Annotated in this window: 12 protein-coding genes and 1 pseudogene; 9 read left to right on the top strand and 4 right to left on the bottom strand. The window is 60.2% G+C overall.

The window, feature by feature from the left end; genetic code table 11:
- The first annotated feature begins 32 nt into the window (after positions 1–32).
- Positions 33–1,046, top strand: coding sequence for a zinc-binding alcohol dehydrogenase family protein (locus tag ACTJJ7_RS26165; protein ID WP_440969307.1), 1,014 nt, complete (start codon positions 33–35; stop codon positions 1,044–1,046).
- Between the two features lie 136 nt (positions 1,047–1,182).
- On the opposite strand, the gene ACTJJ7_RS26160 is transcribed toward ACTJJ7_RS26165, so the two are convergent.
- The 3 genes from ACTJJ7_RS26160 to ACTJJ7_RS26150 all read right to left on the bottom strand — a co-directional run bounded on the left by ACTJJ7_RS26160 (position 1,183) and on the right by ACTJJ7_RS26150 (position 3,313).
- A complete protein-coding gene (locus tag ACTJJ7_RS26160; protein WP_207226715.1) occupies positions 1,183–1,479 on the bottom strand; it encodes an ArsR/SmtB family transcription factor in 297 nt (98 codons plus the stop codon).
- 5 nt (positions 1,480–1,484) lie between these two features.
- Positions 1,485–2,480 carry a cation diffusion facilitator family transporter gene (locus ACTJJ7_RS26155; protein WP_440969306.1) on the bottom strand — a complete coding sequence of 332 codons (996 nt, stop codon included), beginning with the start codon at positions 2,478–2,480 and terminating at the stop codon, positions 1,485–1,487.
- Positions 2,481–2,608: 128 nt separating this feature from the next.
- Complete coding sequence (locus tag ACTJJ7_RS26150) at positions 2,609–3,313, bottom strand: glutathione S-transferase family protein (RefSeq protein ID WP_440969305.1); 705 nt, start codon at positions 3,311–3,313, stop codon at positions 2,609–2,611.
- Between the two features lie 133 nt (positions 3,314–3,446).
- Between ACTJJ7_RS26150 and ACTJJ7_RS26145 the strand changes: the two genes are divergently transcribed.
- The 7 genes from ACTJJ7_RS26145 (at position 3,447) to ACTJJ7_RS26115 (ending at position 11,875) form a co-directional block, all read left to right on the top strand.
- On the top strand, positions 3,447–3,779 hold the full coding sequence (locus ACTJJ7_RS26145) for a winged helix-turn-helix transcriptional regulator (protein WP_130268756.1): 333 nt from the start codon (positions 3,447–3,449) through the stop codon (positions 3,777–3,779).
- Positions 3,780–3,881: 102 nt separating this feature from the next.
- Positions 3,882–4,730, top strand: coding sequence for a TIGR01459 family HAD-type hydrolase (locus tag ACTJJ7_RS26140; RefSeq protein WP_105736734.1), 849 nt, complete (start codon positions 3,882–3,884; stop codon positions 4,728–4,730).
- 12 nt (positions 4,731–4,742) lie between these two features.
- On the top strand, positions 4,743–5,723 hold the full coding sequence (locus ACTJJ7_RS26135; RefSeq protein WP_440969304.1) for a bifunctional riboflavin kinase/FAD synthetase: 981 nt from the start codon (positions 4,743–4,745) through the stop codon (positions 5,721–5,723).
- Between the two features lie 103 nt (positions 5,724–5,826).
- The gene (locus ACTJJ7_RS26130; RefSeq protein WP_105736241.1) at positions 5,827–6,675 is read left to right on the top strand and encodes a MipA/OmpV family protein; all 849 of its coding nucleotides are present in this window, start codon (positions 5,827–5,829) and stop codon (positions 6,673–6,675) included.
- Between the two features lie 282 nt (positions 6,676–6,957).
- Complete coding sequence (ileS, locus tag ACTJJ7_RS26125) at positions 6,958–9,876, top strand: isoleucine--tRNA ligase (protein WP_440969303.1); 2,919 nt, start codon at positions 6,958–6,960, stop codon at positions 9,874–9,876.
- 191 nt (positions 9,877–10,067) lie between these two features.
- A complete protein-coding gene (locus tag ACTJJ7_RS26120; protein WP_105736237.1) occupies positions 10,068–10,742 on the top strand; it encodes a hypothetical protein in 675 nt (224 codons plus the stop codon).
- Positions 10,743–10,888: 146 nt separating this feature from the next.
- Entirely contained in the window at positions 10,889–11,875 is a 987-nt protein-coding gene (locus tag ACTJJ7_RS26115) for a lipoprotein N-acyltransferase Lnb domain-containing protein (protein WP_440969302.1), read from the top strand.
- On the opposite strand, the gene ACTJJ7_RS26110 is transcribed toward ACTJJ7_RS26115, so the two are convergent.
- Positions 11,872–12,303, bottom strand: a complete 432-nt coding sequence (locus tag ACTJJ7_RS26110) for a nucleoside deaminase (protein ID WP_245421203.1) — start codon at positions 12,301–12,303, stop codon at positions 11,872–11,874. The genes ACTJJ7_RS26115 and ACTJJ7_RS26110 overlap by 4 nt on opposite strands.
- Positions 12,304–12,411: 108 nt before the next feature.
- On the opposite strand from ACTJJ7_RS26110, the pseudogene ACTJJ7_RS26105 reads away from it, so the two are divergent.
- Positions 12,412–13,377, top strand: a pseudogene (locus ACTJJ7_RS26105) (pseudouridine synthase); the annotation flags it as partial.
- Between the last annotated feature and the right edge of the window lie 128 nt (positions 13,378–13,505).

The raw sequence follows: 13,505 nt of genomic DNA, 5'->3' as shown, positions 1-13,505 counted from the left end.
TTTGAACAGCGTCAACTTATCAGGAGAATGCCATGCGCGCCGTCGCCTATTATGAACCGCAGCCGATCACTGCGGAAACCTCACTCGTCGATATCGATCTGCCCAAGCCCGAAGCGCAGGGACGCGACCTTCTGGTTGCGGTGAAGGCCATATCGGTCAATCCCGTCGATACGAAAATCCGCGCGGGTGCAAAGCCGGAAGCGGGCCAGCCAAGAGTTCTGGGCTGGGACGCGGCCGGCATCGTTGTTGCCACGGGGCCGGATGTCCGGCACTTCAAGGTCGGGGATGAAGTCTTCTACGCGGGAGCGGTGGATCGCCCGGGAACCAATGCCGAGTATCATCTGGTCGACGAGCGCATCGCCGGGTGGAAACCGAAATCCCTCGATTTCAGCGCCGCCGCAGCCCTGCCGCTGACATCGATCACCGCCTGGGAAACGCTGTTCGACCGGCTCCATATCGACACGCCGGTTGCTGGGGCGGCCAATGCCATCCTGATTGTCGGCGGTGCGGGCGGGGTCGGTTCGATTGCCGTGCAGCTTGCGCGCAAACTAACCAACCTCACGGTCATCGCCACGGCCTCGCGCCCGGAAACACGCCGATGGGTGGAGGAGCTTGGCGCGCACCACGTCATCGATCATTCAAAACCGCTCGCCGCGCAGGTGGAGGCGCTTGGCCTCGGTGCGCCCGCTTTCGTATTCTCGACAACCAACTCCGATACGCACCGCATGGAGATTGCAGCCCTGATTGCGCCGCAGGGCCGGTTCGGTCTGATCGATGATCCGAAAAACTACGATATCATGCCGTTCAAATGGAAGAGTGTCTCCATTCACTGGGAAGTGATGTTCACCCGCTCGCGTTACGAGACAGCCGATATCGAGGAGCAGCACAAGCTGCTCAACAAGGTGGCGGAGCTGGTGGATGCCGGCACGTTACGTACCACCCTTGCCGACGATCTCGGCACGATTTCAGCCGCCAATCTGAAAAAGGCCCATGCGCTCATTGAAAGCGGCCGTGCCCGCGGCAAGATTGTCCTGACAGGCTTTTAAATGGTGGCCGCGGGCGGCGTGTCCATGCGCTGCCCGCTATCGCGTTATCGCGCAAACCGTGGCCAGCCGATGATGGCCACGGCAAGATAGGTGCCGCCGCAGATGAGGAGGAGACCGGCAAGGCCGGACCAGAGCTTCAACCGTCCTCACGCACATGGTGGGCCATATCCATCAGCATGCCGCTGACATGGGCGTCGGAAAGCGCGTAGAAGATTTGCCGGGCACGCCGGTCGCCGCGCACGAGGCGGGCGCTGCGCAACAGGCGCAAATGATGGCTGACCAGCGATTGCGACAGATGAAGGCTTTCCGCGATATCGCCGACGGATCGCGGCGCATCAAGGCAATAGAACAGGATGCGCAGGCGGGTCGGGTCGCCGAGGAGCCTGAACGTTTCCGCGAGGCGAGCAGTATCGGATTCCGTCGGCATCGTCATGGCCGTCAATGCTTGTGCCCCGCCTGGCTGTGATCATGACCGGTGTGATTGCCGTCGGTCTCGTGATCTGCCGAGGCGGATGCGGGCTGTTGCCCGATTTCGCCTTCGTCATGCGGCATATCAGGCCAATCAATGGCGATGGTGGCGTGCTGGATATCGAAGCGTTTGGCAAGCTCCGCCTCGACGGTCTTTACAAGATGGCGCGGATCAGTACCGTCCTTTGGCTGGACGTGCAACGTGGCAAGCGCCTTGCCTGATGTGATCAGCCAGACATGCACGTGCCTGACGGCAGCAAGCCCTGCAACCGCGCCCATGAGATATGTCTGGATTTCTTCCGGCCTGGCATTTTCGGGCGCGCCTTCCAGCAGGATGTGCAGCGAGTTGCGCAAAAGGCCCCAGGCGCTGCGCAGGATCAGCACGGAAACCAGGATGGAGAGAATGGGGTCGATGGGCGTCCAGCCGGTAAAATAGATGATGATGGCGGCACTGATGGCGCCGACGGAGCCGAGAAGGTCGCCCATGACGTGCAGGACAGCGCCCTTGATGTTCACATGTTCCTTGTCGCCGCGGGTCAGGATCCAGAACACCAGCATGTTGATGAGCAGCCCGACGACGGCCACGAGGAACATGGGACCCGCCAGAATTTCCGCGGGCGCGCGAAAGCGGTCGATCGCTTCGATCGCGATCCAGACAACAATGGCGAAAAGGGCGATGGCATTGATGAGGCCGGCGATGACCTCGAAACGCAGATAGCCATAGGTGCGGTTCTGGTCGGCGGCGCGCTGGCCGAAGCGAAAGGCCGCATAGGCGAGGGCCAGGGCGCAGGCATCGGTCAGCATATGGCCCGCATCCGCAATCAGCGCCAGCGAGCCGGACATAACGCCGCCGATCACCTCAATGATCATATAGGAGAACGTGATGATGAAGGCGATCAGCACCTTGCGCTGATTGTCATTGGTTAACTTGGGGCCATGGTCGTGCCCTGCGTGCGACTGCGACATTGTTCCGGCTCGTCCCGTTGATTGGATATGACATATAAATACATGTTCATATGTTGTATGTCAATGGAACCAAGCGGCAGGCGGTCCGATCCGCCGGGAGGGCCCCGGCAGATCATCGTCAGGCGCGATCAGGCGGCCAGCCGCGCTCCAGCCTCATCCAATGTGATATGGCCGAGAAACTGGCCGCTGGTGACCGCCGGGGTTTCGTCCTCGATGGCATGGGCAAAAATCACGGCCTTGTCGGCTTCCAGCTTCTGCAGATAGGTGTGAAGGCTGGGATACTCTGTTTTCAGGTCGAAGAGACCCAGATCCTCGCCCCAGCGGGCGATGCCGGTCATGTAGGCGTCGGCAATCGTCCTGTTGTCACCGGCAAGCCAATCCCGCCCCTGCAGATGGGATTGCAGATAGCCATAGCCGGAGGCGGCTTTCTCCCGTGCGAGGTCGCGCAGCATTTTGATCGCCGGATCGCCCTCTTTCAGCTTGTAGGCGGTCCAGGCCGGCGAAAAGGCCGAGTGAAAGCTGGTGTGCAGATAGGCCAGCATCTGGTTGAGCCTGTCGTGGGCTCCGGTGCCCTGGGCAAATCCCAGTTGCCTCCCAAGATCACGTGCGGCGATGTTCTGAAGAATGGCAAAGCTTTCGCTCAGGCTCCTGCCGTCTTCCAGAAGCAGCGCCGGTGTCTGGTGCATGCTGTTGACGCGGCCATAGAGGGTGCTCTTCGACTTGGCCAGCATGTCGATACGGGCAAGGCGATAGGGTTGGCCGAGCCATTCCAGCGCGACGATTGATCCGAACGAGCAGCCATGCGGCACGCCATAAAACAATACGGGTTCCATTTTCATTTCCTCTTTTTTGAATGTCATACCGCGGTGAAATCCAAGATGGCGATGCCGGTCACTATTGTAAAGAAGGCACAAAAATGTCATGTTGGTACAAATTTTATACCAACATTCAGCTGGAATAGGCGTGATGAAGGATCTGGTTTCCGAATGCCCCGTTGAAAATGCCATGCTGGTGCTGGGCGGGCGCTGGCGCATCTTGCTCATCTATTATCTGCTGGAAGGAACAAAGCGTTTCAGCGAACTGCGCCGCGACATGCCCAAAATTTCGCAGCGCATGCTTACCCTTGACCTGCGCGCCCTCGAAGAGGCGGGCTACGTGACCCGCACGATCATTCCGCAGGTTCCGGTGCGTGTCGAATACAGCCTGACGGAGGAGGGGCGGCGCCTCAAGACCCTGGTCGAGGTGCTTGGCGAATGTGGCGACCGCCTGGCCAGCCGCGGCTACGTCAAGGCTGCTTGAACCATCGTTCCCGATACAATCACAGGTGACACGATTGCCGCTATCGGCTAAGCGATGCCATCTTATACGCTCCGGCAATCTGAAAGGATCGGCATGACCGACATGGTACATTTGCAGCGTCTCGATGCGCTCAGAGACCGTTATGATGTTCTTCTGTGTGATGTCTGGGGCGTTCTGCACAATGGTGTTGATTCCTTCGCTGCCGCATCAAGCGCCTTGCAGCGCGCGCGGGAAGCCGGGCAGACGGTGATCCTTATCACCAATGCGCCGCGTCCCTTCGCCGGTGTTGCCCAGCAGATCAGGATGCTCGGCGTGCCGGACGCCGCCTATGACCGCATCGTCACGTCGGGCGATGTCACGCGTGACCTGATCCGTAACGCGCCGCGCCGCGTGTTTCATCTCGGCCCAGAGCGTGATGAAACGTTATATGAAGGGCTTGATGTCGAGCTGACCGAAGAGCGTGAGGCGGATGTCGTGGTCTGCACCGGCTTCTTTGACGACGATTCGGAGGGCCCCGAAGACTATGCCGACATGCTCACGCGCTTTCGCTCGCGCAACCTGCCTTTCATCTGCGCCAATCCCGACATTGTTGTCGAGCGCGGCGACCGGCTGATCTGGTGCGCGGGTGCCCTGGCGCGTGATTATGGCCAGATGGGCGGGCGCACGCTCATTGCCGGAAAGCCGCATCGCCCCATTTACGAAGCCGCCATTGCCGCGGCGGAGGCCGTGCGCGGCGGGCCAGTCGACCTCGCACGCGTGCTTGCCATTGGCGACGGCATGCTGACGGATGTGAAGGGTGCCGATCTCTTCGGAATCGACGTGCTCTACATTTCCGGCGGCATTCACGCCGGCGATTATGTAAGGGGCGGCATATTCGATCTGGAAGAGCTGCTCGCCTTTCTCAAGAAGCATGGCAGCAACCCCGTTGCCACCATGCCGGCTCTCGCCTGAGGTACATGCACCATGCCGATTCTACGCCTGACCGACCCTTCGCATCTGCCGCAGCATCTGAAGGGCGCCGTGGTGGCGATTGGTAATTTTGATGGCGTGCACCGCGGCCATCAGGCTGTTCTGGGGCGGGCGCTTGATGCCGCCAGTGCCGCCGGAAAGCCGTCGCTGGTGCTGACCTTCGAGCCGCATCCGCGCAGCGTCTTCGTGCCGGATCAGCCGGTCGACAGGCTGACGCCCGCGGCGGAAAAAGCCTCGATCCTGGAAGCACTCGGTTTCGACGCGGTGGTGGAATGCCATTTCACCCGGGATTTCTCGCAGCTTACGGCCGATGTGTTCGTGGACGAGATTCTCGTTGCCGGTCTTGGGGCAAGCCGCATTGTCGCGGGATTTGACTTCCATTTCGGCAAGGGCCGCCAGGGCGGTCCGGCCTTTCTGATGGATGCCGGGGAAAAGCGCGGCTTCCAGGTCACGCTTGTCGATGCATTCCGCGACGAGGGCGGGCAGGCCATTTCATCCAGCCGCATTCGCGAACTTCTGGGCGCGGGCGATATTGTCGAAGCGTCGGGACTTCTGGGTTACCGCCACCGGATTCGGGCCGAAGTGATCCAAGGCAAGCAGCTCGGCCGGACAATCGGATTTCCCACGGCCAATATGGTGCTGCCGCCCGAGACGCATCTGCAGGAAGGCATCTATGCCGTGCGCTTCCGCCGCGCCGACGGCACACTCTATGACGGCGTGGCCAGCTTTGGCCGCCGACCCACGGTGGATACCGACGGTGCGCCGCTGCTCGAAACCTATGTTTTCGATTTCACCGGCAATCTCTATGGGGAAGTCTGCGCGGTTTCGTTCTTCGCCTATCTGCGCGGCGAAGAAAAGTTCGACGGGCTCGAACCGATGATGCAGCAGATCCGGCGTGACGAGGAGGAGGCGCGCGGGCTGCTGCAGGGTGTGAAACCGCTGTCTCCTCTCGATGATACGATTAATTTTCGATGAAACGGTAAATCGTTTACCATAAGAATAAATCCAATTTTATCTATCCTTCGCTAGCGTCATTCTCAAATCTGCCGCCCTCCCAGGCGAAATTTGGAGTGATTTCATGCATGTTCGTCTCGTCGCTGCTCTTTCGGGCGCCCTTATTCTTGCCGGTGCCGTCCCGGGCTCTGCCGATGACTATTACTATGAAGGTCAGCAGAACCAGACGGCTGCCGCTCCCCGTCAGAACTGGTGGTCGGGCGACTGGTATCTGAAACTCGGTGCAAAAGGCTTCATCGCCCCGCGTTATGAAGGTGCCAAGGACTATCTTCTGCGCGCCGCGCCGGTCATCTCGCTTGGCCGTGCCGGATCCGCCACCCGGTTCAGTTCCCTGAATGACAACGCATCGATCGGCCTGATCGATACGGGCGTGTTCCGCACCGGTATCACTGGCAAGCTGATCACCGGCCGGGACAGCGGCGACGCTAATCTCAAGGGCGTGCATGATGTCGACTGGGGCGTTGAACTCGGCGGCTTTGCCGAATTCTACCCGACGGACAATATTCGCGGCCGCGTCGAGGTCCGGCGCGGCATCGGTTCGCATGACGGCGTCGTTGCCGACTTTGCCGTCGATGCCTTTACGGATCTGACCCCCACCGTGCGCGTTTCGGCCGGCCCGCGCGCCACCGTGGCATCTCGGGACTATTTCAAGCAGTATTACGGGGTGAACCCGACGGAAGCGGCGGCATCGGGCCTGTCGACCTACCGTCCCGATGGCGGCGGTCTGAAATCGCTCGGCCTTGGCGGCCAGATCACCTGGAAGACGACCGACAAGATCGAAACAAGCGCCTATGCGGAATATAGCCGCCTGATGGGGCCAGCCGCCGATTCCAGCATCGTCAAGGAGCGCGGATCGGCCAATCAGGCGACCTTCGGCCTGCAGGCAACCTACCGCTTCGACTTCGCGCTTTGATCGATATATCGGGCTGATGCGAAGTTTATTGCGTCAGCCCCTTTATTCTGGAAGCAGTGATTGCTAAAAGCGCGCTCATGAAAACTGTTTCCTGGACCCTTGCACAGTCCATACCGCTTCAGACACCACGAATTACTGGCCCGGCCTTCCGGTTTGCCTGAAGCCTAGGCTTGCGGGTGCGGAAGGTCCGGGTTTTCCGGATGCGCCATCGCGCTCTTTTTTGCTTTTCTTTACATCTTTGCCTGCTGCGACGACGCGCGGGCCTGTTCACAAGCTGGAAAAATGACCGACACCGCCAACCCACTCGACTATTCGAAGACACTTTATCTGCCGCAGACCGATTTTCCGATGCGCGCGGGCCTGCCCGCCAAGGAACCGGAATTCGTCAAGCGCTGGGGCGAAATGAATCTCTACAGGAAATTGCGCGAAGACGGCAAGGGACGCCCGCTCTATGTTCTGCATGACGGTCCTCCCTATGCCAATGGCAATATCCATATCGGCCATGCGCTGAACAAGATCCTCAAGGATGTCATCACCCGCTCGTTCCAGATGCGCGGTTTCGATTCCAATTATGTTCCCGGCTGGGATTGCCACGGCCTGCCGATCGAGTGGAAGATCGAGGAACAGTACCGCGCCAAGGGCAAGGACAAGGACGACGTGCCGATCAACGAATTCCGTAAGGAATGCCGTGAATTCGCCGCCAACTGGATCAAGATCCAGTCCGTCGAGTTCAAGCGCCTCGGCATCGAAGGTGATTTTGACAATCCCTATACGACGATGGCTTTCCATGCGGAGAGCCGCATCGCCGGGGAACTTCTGAAGTTCGCCATGTCCGGTCAGCTCTATCGCGGCTCCAAGCCGGTCATGTGGTCGGTGGTCGAGCGCACGGCGCTGGCGGAAGCCGAGGTGGAGTATCAGGATTACGAAAGTGACACGATCTGGGTGAAATTCCCGGTCGCGGGCGGCACGGGCGATCTTGGCTCGGCGCATGTGGTGATCTGGACCACGACGCCGTGGACCATCCCGGGCAACCGCGCCGTCAGCTATTCCCCGCGCATTGCCTATGGGCTTTACGAGGTCGAAACCGCTGAGAATGATTTTGGGCCGCGCCCCGGTGAAAAGCTGATCTTCGCCGATGCGCTCGCGGAGGAATCCGCCGCCAAGGCCAAGCTGACCTTCAGGCGGATCAGGGCTGTTTCGGCTGGCGAATTTGCCGCCATGACCCTGGCGCATCCTTTCAAGGGGCTGGGCGGCGGCTATGAATTTGTGGTTCCGATGGTGGCCGGCGATCATGTCACCGACGATGCCGGTACCGGCTTCGTGCACACCGCTCCAAGCCATGGCCGCGAGGACTTTGATGCCTGGACTGCGGCTGCGCGTGAACTCGAGGCGAAGGGTATTTCTCCGGCTATCCCGTTCACGGTTGACGATGCCGGCTTTTATACCAAGGACGCACCGGGCTTTGGTCCGGACCGCGAAGGCGGAGCCGCACGTGTCATCGACGACAACGGCAAGAAGGGCGATGCCAACAAGGCCGTCATCGACGAACTTATCGCCCGCGGCGCGCTGTTTGCCCGCGGCCGGTTGAAGCACTCGTATCCCCATTCATGGCGCTCGAAGAAGCCGGTCATCTTCCGCAACACGCCGCAATGGTTCGTCTATATGGACAAGGACCTCGGCGATCAGACCACATTGCGTTCGCGTGCGCTGGAGGCGATCGACGAGACGCGTTTCGTGCCCGCCGGCGGCCAGAACCGGCTGCGCGCCATGATCGAGGACCGTCCGGACTGGGTCCTGTCGCGCCAGCGCGCCTGGGGCGTGCCGATCTGCGTTTTTGCCGATGAGAATGGCAACGTGCTCAAGGACGATGCGGTCAATGCCCGCATTCTCGAAGCATTCGAGCAGGAAGGCGCCGATGCCTGGTTTGCCGAAGGTGCGCGTGAGCGGTTCCTGGGCGAAAAGGCGAATGAGCCGTGGGTGCAGGTGCGCGACATTCTCGATGTCTGGTTTGACTCCGGCTCGACCCATGTCTTCACGCTGGAAGACCGTCCTGACCTGAAATGGCCTGCCGACGTCTATCTGGAAGGCTCCGACCAGCATCGCGGCTGGTTCCACTCGTCGCTGCTGGAAAGCTGCGGCACCCGCGGCCGTGCGCCCTACAATACCCTCGTCACTCATGGTTTCACCATGGATGAAGAAGGGCGCAAAATGTCGAAATCGCTCGGCAATACGGTCACGCCGCAGGACGTGATCAAGGATTCCGGCGCCGATATCCTGCGCCTGTGGGTCATGACCACCGATTATTGGGAAGATCAGCGTCTGGGCAAGAACATCATCCAGACCAACATTGATGCCTATCGCAAATTGCGCAACACCATCCGCTGGATGCTGGGTACGCTGGCCCACGATGCCGGGGATGAGATTGCCTATGCGGATATGCCGGAACTTGAAAAGCTGATGCTGCACCGTCTGGCCGAACTCGACGAGGTGGTCCGCTCGAGCTACGACGCCTTCGAGTTCAAGCGCATCACCCGTTCCCTGATCGATTTCATGAACGTTGAATTGTCGGCGTTCTACTTCGATATCCGCAAGGATGCGCTGTATTGCGATGCACCGTCCAGCATCAAGCGCCGTGCGTCCCTGCAGGTTGTGCGTCATCTGTTCGACCGTCTCGTGACCTGGCTCGCGCCCATGCTGCCGTTCACCACGGAGGAAGCCTGGCTCGACCAGTATCCCGCCGCCGTCTCGGTTCATCTCGAACAGTTCCGCGACACGCCGGCTGAATGGAAGAACGAAGCCCTGGCCGAGAAGTGGCGCAAGGTGCGCGATGTCCGGCGCGCCGTCACCGGTGCACTGGAGCTGGAGCGGGCGGACAAGCGCATCGGTTCGTCACTCGAGGCGGCGCCGGTGGTTTTTGTCACCGATCCGGAATTGTTTGCTGCCGTTGCCGATCTTGATATGGCGGAAATCTGCATCACCAGTGCCATCACGATCAAGAATGAACCGGCGCCGGCCGGAGCATTCACTACCGAGGACGTGAAGGGCGTGGCTGTCGTTCCCGAACGCGCTTCCGGTACGAAATGTGCCCGTTCATGGCGCTATACCCATGATGTGGGTTCTGATCCGGCCTATCCGGATGTCTCGGCCCGTGATGCGGCGGCACTGCATGAACTGGCAAAACTCGGCAAACTTGCCTTTTGAGTGTATAAATGCGGATCATTCGCCGGATGATCCGCATTTTGCTTAACAAAAGCCTGCGTCGGCTTGCTTATTGGGACCGGCCTCATGTAAAAGGCTTGCCATTGAGTTGCCTGATTTAACAGGCAGGGCATTGATCAAGCATATGGACTCGGCGGAGTCGGCAATATGAGCTTGAGGCGAAAGTGGCGAGTATGGATTTGAACGGACGTATTACAGTTCTTGGTGCAATGCTTGCGTCCTTGACGCTGGCCGGGTGCATGTCGTCACCAACCTATGGCACCAGCAAGACATCCGGCAGCCAGCTGCTGGACGACGTTTCCAATATCGCCTCGTTCAGTCCCAAGAAAAAAGATCCGATTGCGTATAATCCGCGCCCGGATCTTGTGCGCCCCGTTGGTGGCAGGCCGAGCCAGTTGCCCGCGCCGCAGGAAAATGCCGTTGCAGCGAATGGCGCCAAATGGCCGGAATCGCCGGAACAGCGGCGCAAGCGTTTGCGCGATGAGGCGACGGCCAACCAGAACAATCCCAACTATGTGCCGCAGATCGAGAATGACTCGCCTCCCGCCTCCAGGACCGTCGATAATGGCGAGCACGGTGTCTACAACGACAGGAACCCGCCACCCTCGGGCGTGAGCACGGCAAGCCAGCAGTCTGCCGAATTCCGCGCGCGCCGCCTTGCGTCGACCGCCGGTTCGGCAACAACGCGCCGTTATCTGAGCGAGCCGCCGCTGGCCTATCGCGCCCCGGCAGCAACGGCTGCTGCCGATGAGCTTGGCGAGGACGAAGCCAAGAAGGAACGCGACCGCAAGGCCGCCGCCCGCAAGGACAAGGGCTTCAGTTTCAAGAACCTCATTCCCTGGAATTGATGCCACCGGAATTTTGCAAGACTGCAGCAATACGTGAAAGGCTCCTTCAAGGAGCCTTTCTTTTTTGGACTCAACAAAGCGTCTTGCCTTTGCCTTGATGTACCGAGACTATTGCAGTGCACTTTGTCAGTTGAGGGCCACCGATCTTGCGTCTTTTGCGTATTCCCGGATTGATCATTCTCGTTCTCCTGACGGCCTTCGGTTTTTTCTGGGGCGGATTTGCGCTCTGGTACCAGCTTCCCCTGGACGTACCAGGTGTGGCTGGCGCTGTGATTGTCTGGATTCTGATCGGGCTGGCGGTTCTTTGGCTCGAAGTGACGGGGCGGGTACGGCGCGCCCTGATTGTCCTCATTCCGGTCATGGCAGCGCTCCTGTTCTGGTGGAGCACCATCATGCCGTCGCTCAACCGCATCTGGGCGGATGATGTGGCGCAGACGGTCACGGGAACGCTGGTTGGCAATCATGTGACGCTGGCCAATGTCCGCAATTTCGAATGGCGCAGCCAGACGGACTACACGCCGCGCTGGGAAGTCCGGTCCTATGATCTGGAAAACCTGGCCTCGGTGGATGTGTTCCTGTCGTACTGGTCGAGCCCGGCGATTGCGCATACGCTGGTGAGTTTCGGTTTCAACAATGGCGATCAGGTGGTTTTCTCGGCTGAAATCCGCAAGAAGCGCCATGAGCAGTTCTCGGAGATCGGCGGCTTTTTCAAGCAGTTCGAGCTGGCGATGATCGCCGCCGACGAGCGCGACATCATCCGGTTGCGCACCAATATCCGCAAGGAGGATGTGTATCGCTATCGGGTCAACCTGACGCCGGAAATGCGGCAGGCCCTGTTTCTCTCCTATCTCGACACCGGCAACCGGCTGTCCAAACAGGCGCAATTCTACAATACGGTGACGGCCAATTGCACGACTGTCATCTTTGACATGATCCGGGCAATCACCCCCGGTGTGCCGCTGGACTACCGCGTCATCCTCTCCGGTTACCTGCCCGGCTATCTCTATGATCTCGGTGCCATTGACCGGAGCAAGCCGCTCGACGCGGAGATTCAGGCGGCGTCGATCAACCAGCGCGCCATGGATGCCGACAAGGCGGAAGACTTTTCCGCCCGTATACGCGCCGACAACTAGAGCCGTTTTGCGCGGAAGAATTCCTTGAGGATGGTTTCGGCTTCCTGTTCACGGAAGCCGGAATAGACCTCCGGCGCATGATGGCAGGTGGGCTGGGCAAAAAACCGGGCACCATTCTCCACGCCGCCGCCCTTGATGTCCTGCGCCCCGTAGTACAATCGCCGGATGCGGGCGAAGGAAATGGCGGCGGCGCACATCGTGCACGGCTCGAGCGTGACATAGAGATCGCAACCCGTCAGGCGCTCGTCTTCAAGCGCTTCGCAGCCCTGGCGGATGACCAGAATCTCCGCATGGGCGGTGGGATCGTTGCGTTCGCGGGTGCGGTTTCCCGCCCGGGCCAGAACCACGCCGTCCTTCACCAGAACGGCGCCCACCGGCACCTCGCCGCGTTTTGCCGCTGCCTTCGCCTCGGCCAGGGCAAGGTCCATAGGCCCCATAGGATCAGTTTTTTGGTTCACGCTGTGCTCATGGTCCAGAATTTACTCGCAAGCTGCCGTCATAGCTGGTAGTTAGCCCCGCTGAAAGGCAAACATTCCATGACCAGTTCAAATGATGACGGAAAGGGCGGTAAACGTCCCTTTGAAAAGCGCAGCTTCGACAAGAAGGGCGCCGATGGCGGTCGCGGTGGCCGTCCGGCTCCGCGCAAGTTCGATGACGGGGCGCGGGATCCCGCGACGCGCGGTCCGCGCAGGTCATCGCACGAGGATGCGCCGGTTGATGAGAGCGAACGCATCGCCAAGCGCTTGGCCCGCGCAGGCATAGCCTCGCGCCGCGAAGCCGAAACGATGATTGCTGCCGGCCGTATCTCGGTCAATGGCAAGGTGCTTGCCAGCCCCGCGATCAATGTCAAGCGCGAAGACCGCATCGAAGTCGATGGCAAGCCATTGCCACAGAAGGAGCGCACGCGCCTGTGGCTCTATCACAAGCCGGCCGGTCTGGTGACGACCAACCGCGACCCGGAAGGGCGCCAGACGGTTTTTGAATCCCTGCCCAAGGATATGCCGCGTGTCCTTTCCGTCGGACGTCTGGATATCAACACGGAAGGCCTTCTGCTGCTGACCAATGATGGCGGCCTGTCGCGTGCGCTTGAATTGCCGTCCACCGGCTGGCTGCGCCGCTACCGCGTGCGCGCCCATGGCAGCGTGACCCAGGAAAAGCTGGATACGCTGAAAGATGGCATTGCCGTCGAAGGCGTGTTCTACGGCGCGATCGAAGCCACGCTTGAACGCGAGCAGGGTTCGAACGTGTGGATCATGATGGGTCTGCGCGAGGGCAAGAACCGCGAAGTCAAGAATGTGCTCGGCGCGCTTGGCCTGTCCGTCAATCGCCTGATCCGCATTTCCTACGGACCGTTCCAGCTTGGCGATCTGCCCGAGGGTTCGGTGCGCGAAATGAACGGCCGCACGCTGCGCGACCAGCTTGGCGAGCGCCTGATCGAAGAATCCGGTGCGGATTTCGATGCGCCGATCATCAATGTCTTTTCCAATGATGCGGTGAAGGGCGAAGCGGTGCAGCAACCGGCTGCCGATCGCCCGGCGCGCCGTTCCTCCGAACCCGTTCATCGCGCTTAGAATTGCCATCTACTTCGGCATGGTCATCGCCTATGTGCTCGTCACATCAACCGGCGCCG

Source organism: Phyllobacterium sp. 22229, from assembly GCF_052056495.1.
In the GTDB taxonomy this organism is placed as follows: Bacteria; Pseudomonadota; Alphaproteobacteria; order Rhizobiales; family Rhizobiaceae; genus Phyllobacterium; species Phyllobacterium myrsinacearum.
This window is presented reverse-complemented; position numbering and strand designations above follow the sequence as displayed.

Coding starts and splice junctions, on each gene's coding strand:
- ACTJJ7_RS26165 (WP_440969307.1), top strand. CDS start 33: ATGCGCGCCGTCGCCTATTATGAACCGCAGCCGATCACTGCGGAAACC.
- ACTJJ7_RS26160 (WP_207226715.1), bottom strand. CDS start 1,479: ATGACGATGCCGACGGAATCCGATACTGCTCGCCTCGCGGAAACGTTC.
- ACTJJ7_RS26155 (WP_440969306.1), bottom strand. CDS start 2,480: ATGTCGCAGTCGCACGCAGGGCACGACCATGGCCCCAAGTTAACCAAT.
- ACTJJ7_RS26150 (WP_440969305.1), bottom strand. CDS start 3,313: ATGGAACCCGTATTGTTTTATGGCGTGCCGCATGGCTGCTCGTTCGGA.
- ACTJJ7_RS26145 (WP_130268756.1), top strand. CDS start 3,447: ATGAAGGATCTGGTTTCCGAATGCCCCGTTGAAAATGCCATGCTGGTG.
- ACTJJ7_RS26140 (WP_105736734.1), top strand. CDS start 3,882: ATGGTACATTTGCAGCGTCTCGATGCGCTCAGAGACCGTTATGATGTT.
- ACTJJ7_RS26135 (WP_440969304.1), top strand. CDS start 4,743: ATGCCGATTCTACGCCTGACCGACCCTTCGCATCTGCCGCAGCATCTG.
- ACTJJ7_RS26130 (WP_105736241.1), top strand. CDS start 5,827: ATGCATGTTCGTCTCGTCGCTGCTCTTTCGGGCGCCCTTATTCTTGCC.
- ileS (WP_440969303.1), top strand. CDS start 6,958: ATGACCGACACCGCCAACCCACTCGACTATTCGAAGACACTTTATCTG.
- ACTJJ7_RS26120 (WP_105736237.1), top strand. CDS start 10,068: ATGGATTTGAACGGACGTATTACAGTTCTTGGTGCAATGCTTGCGTCC.
- ACTJJ7_RS26110 (WP_245421203.1), bottom strand. CDS start 12,303: ATGGACCTTGCCCTGGCCGAGGCGAAGGCAGCGGCAAAACGCGGCGAG.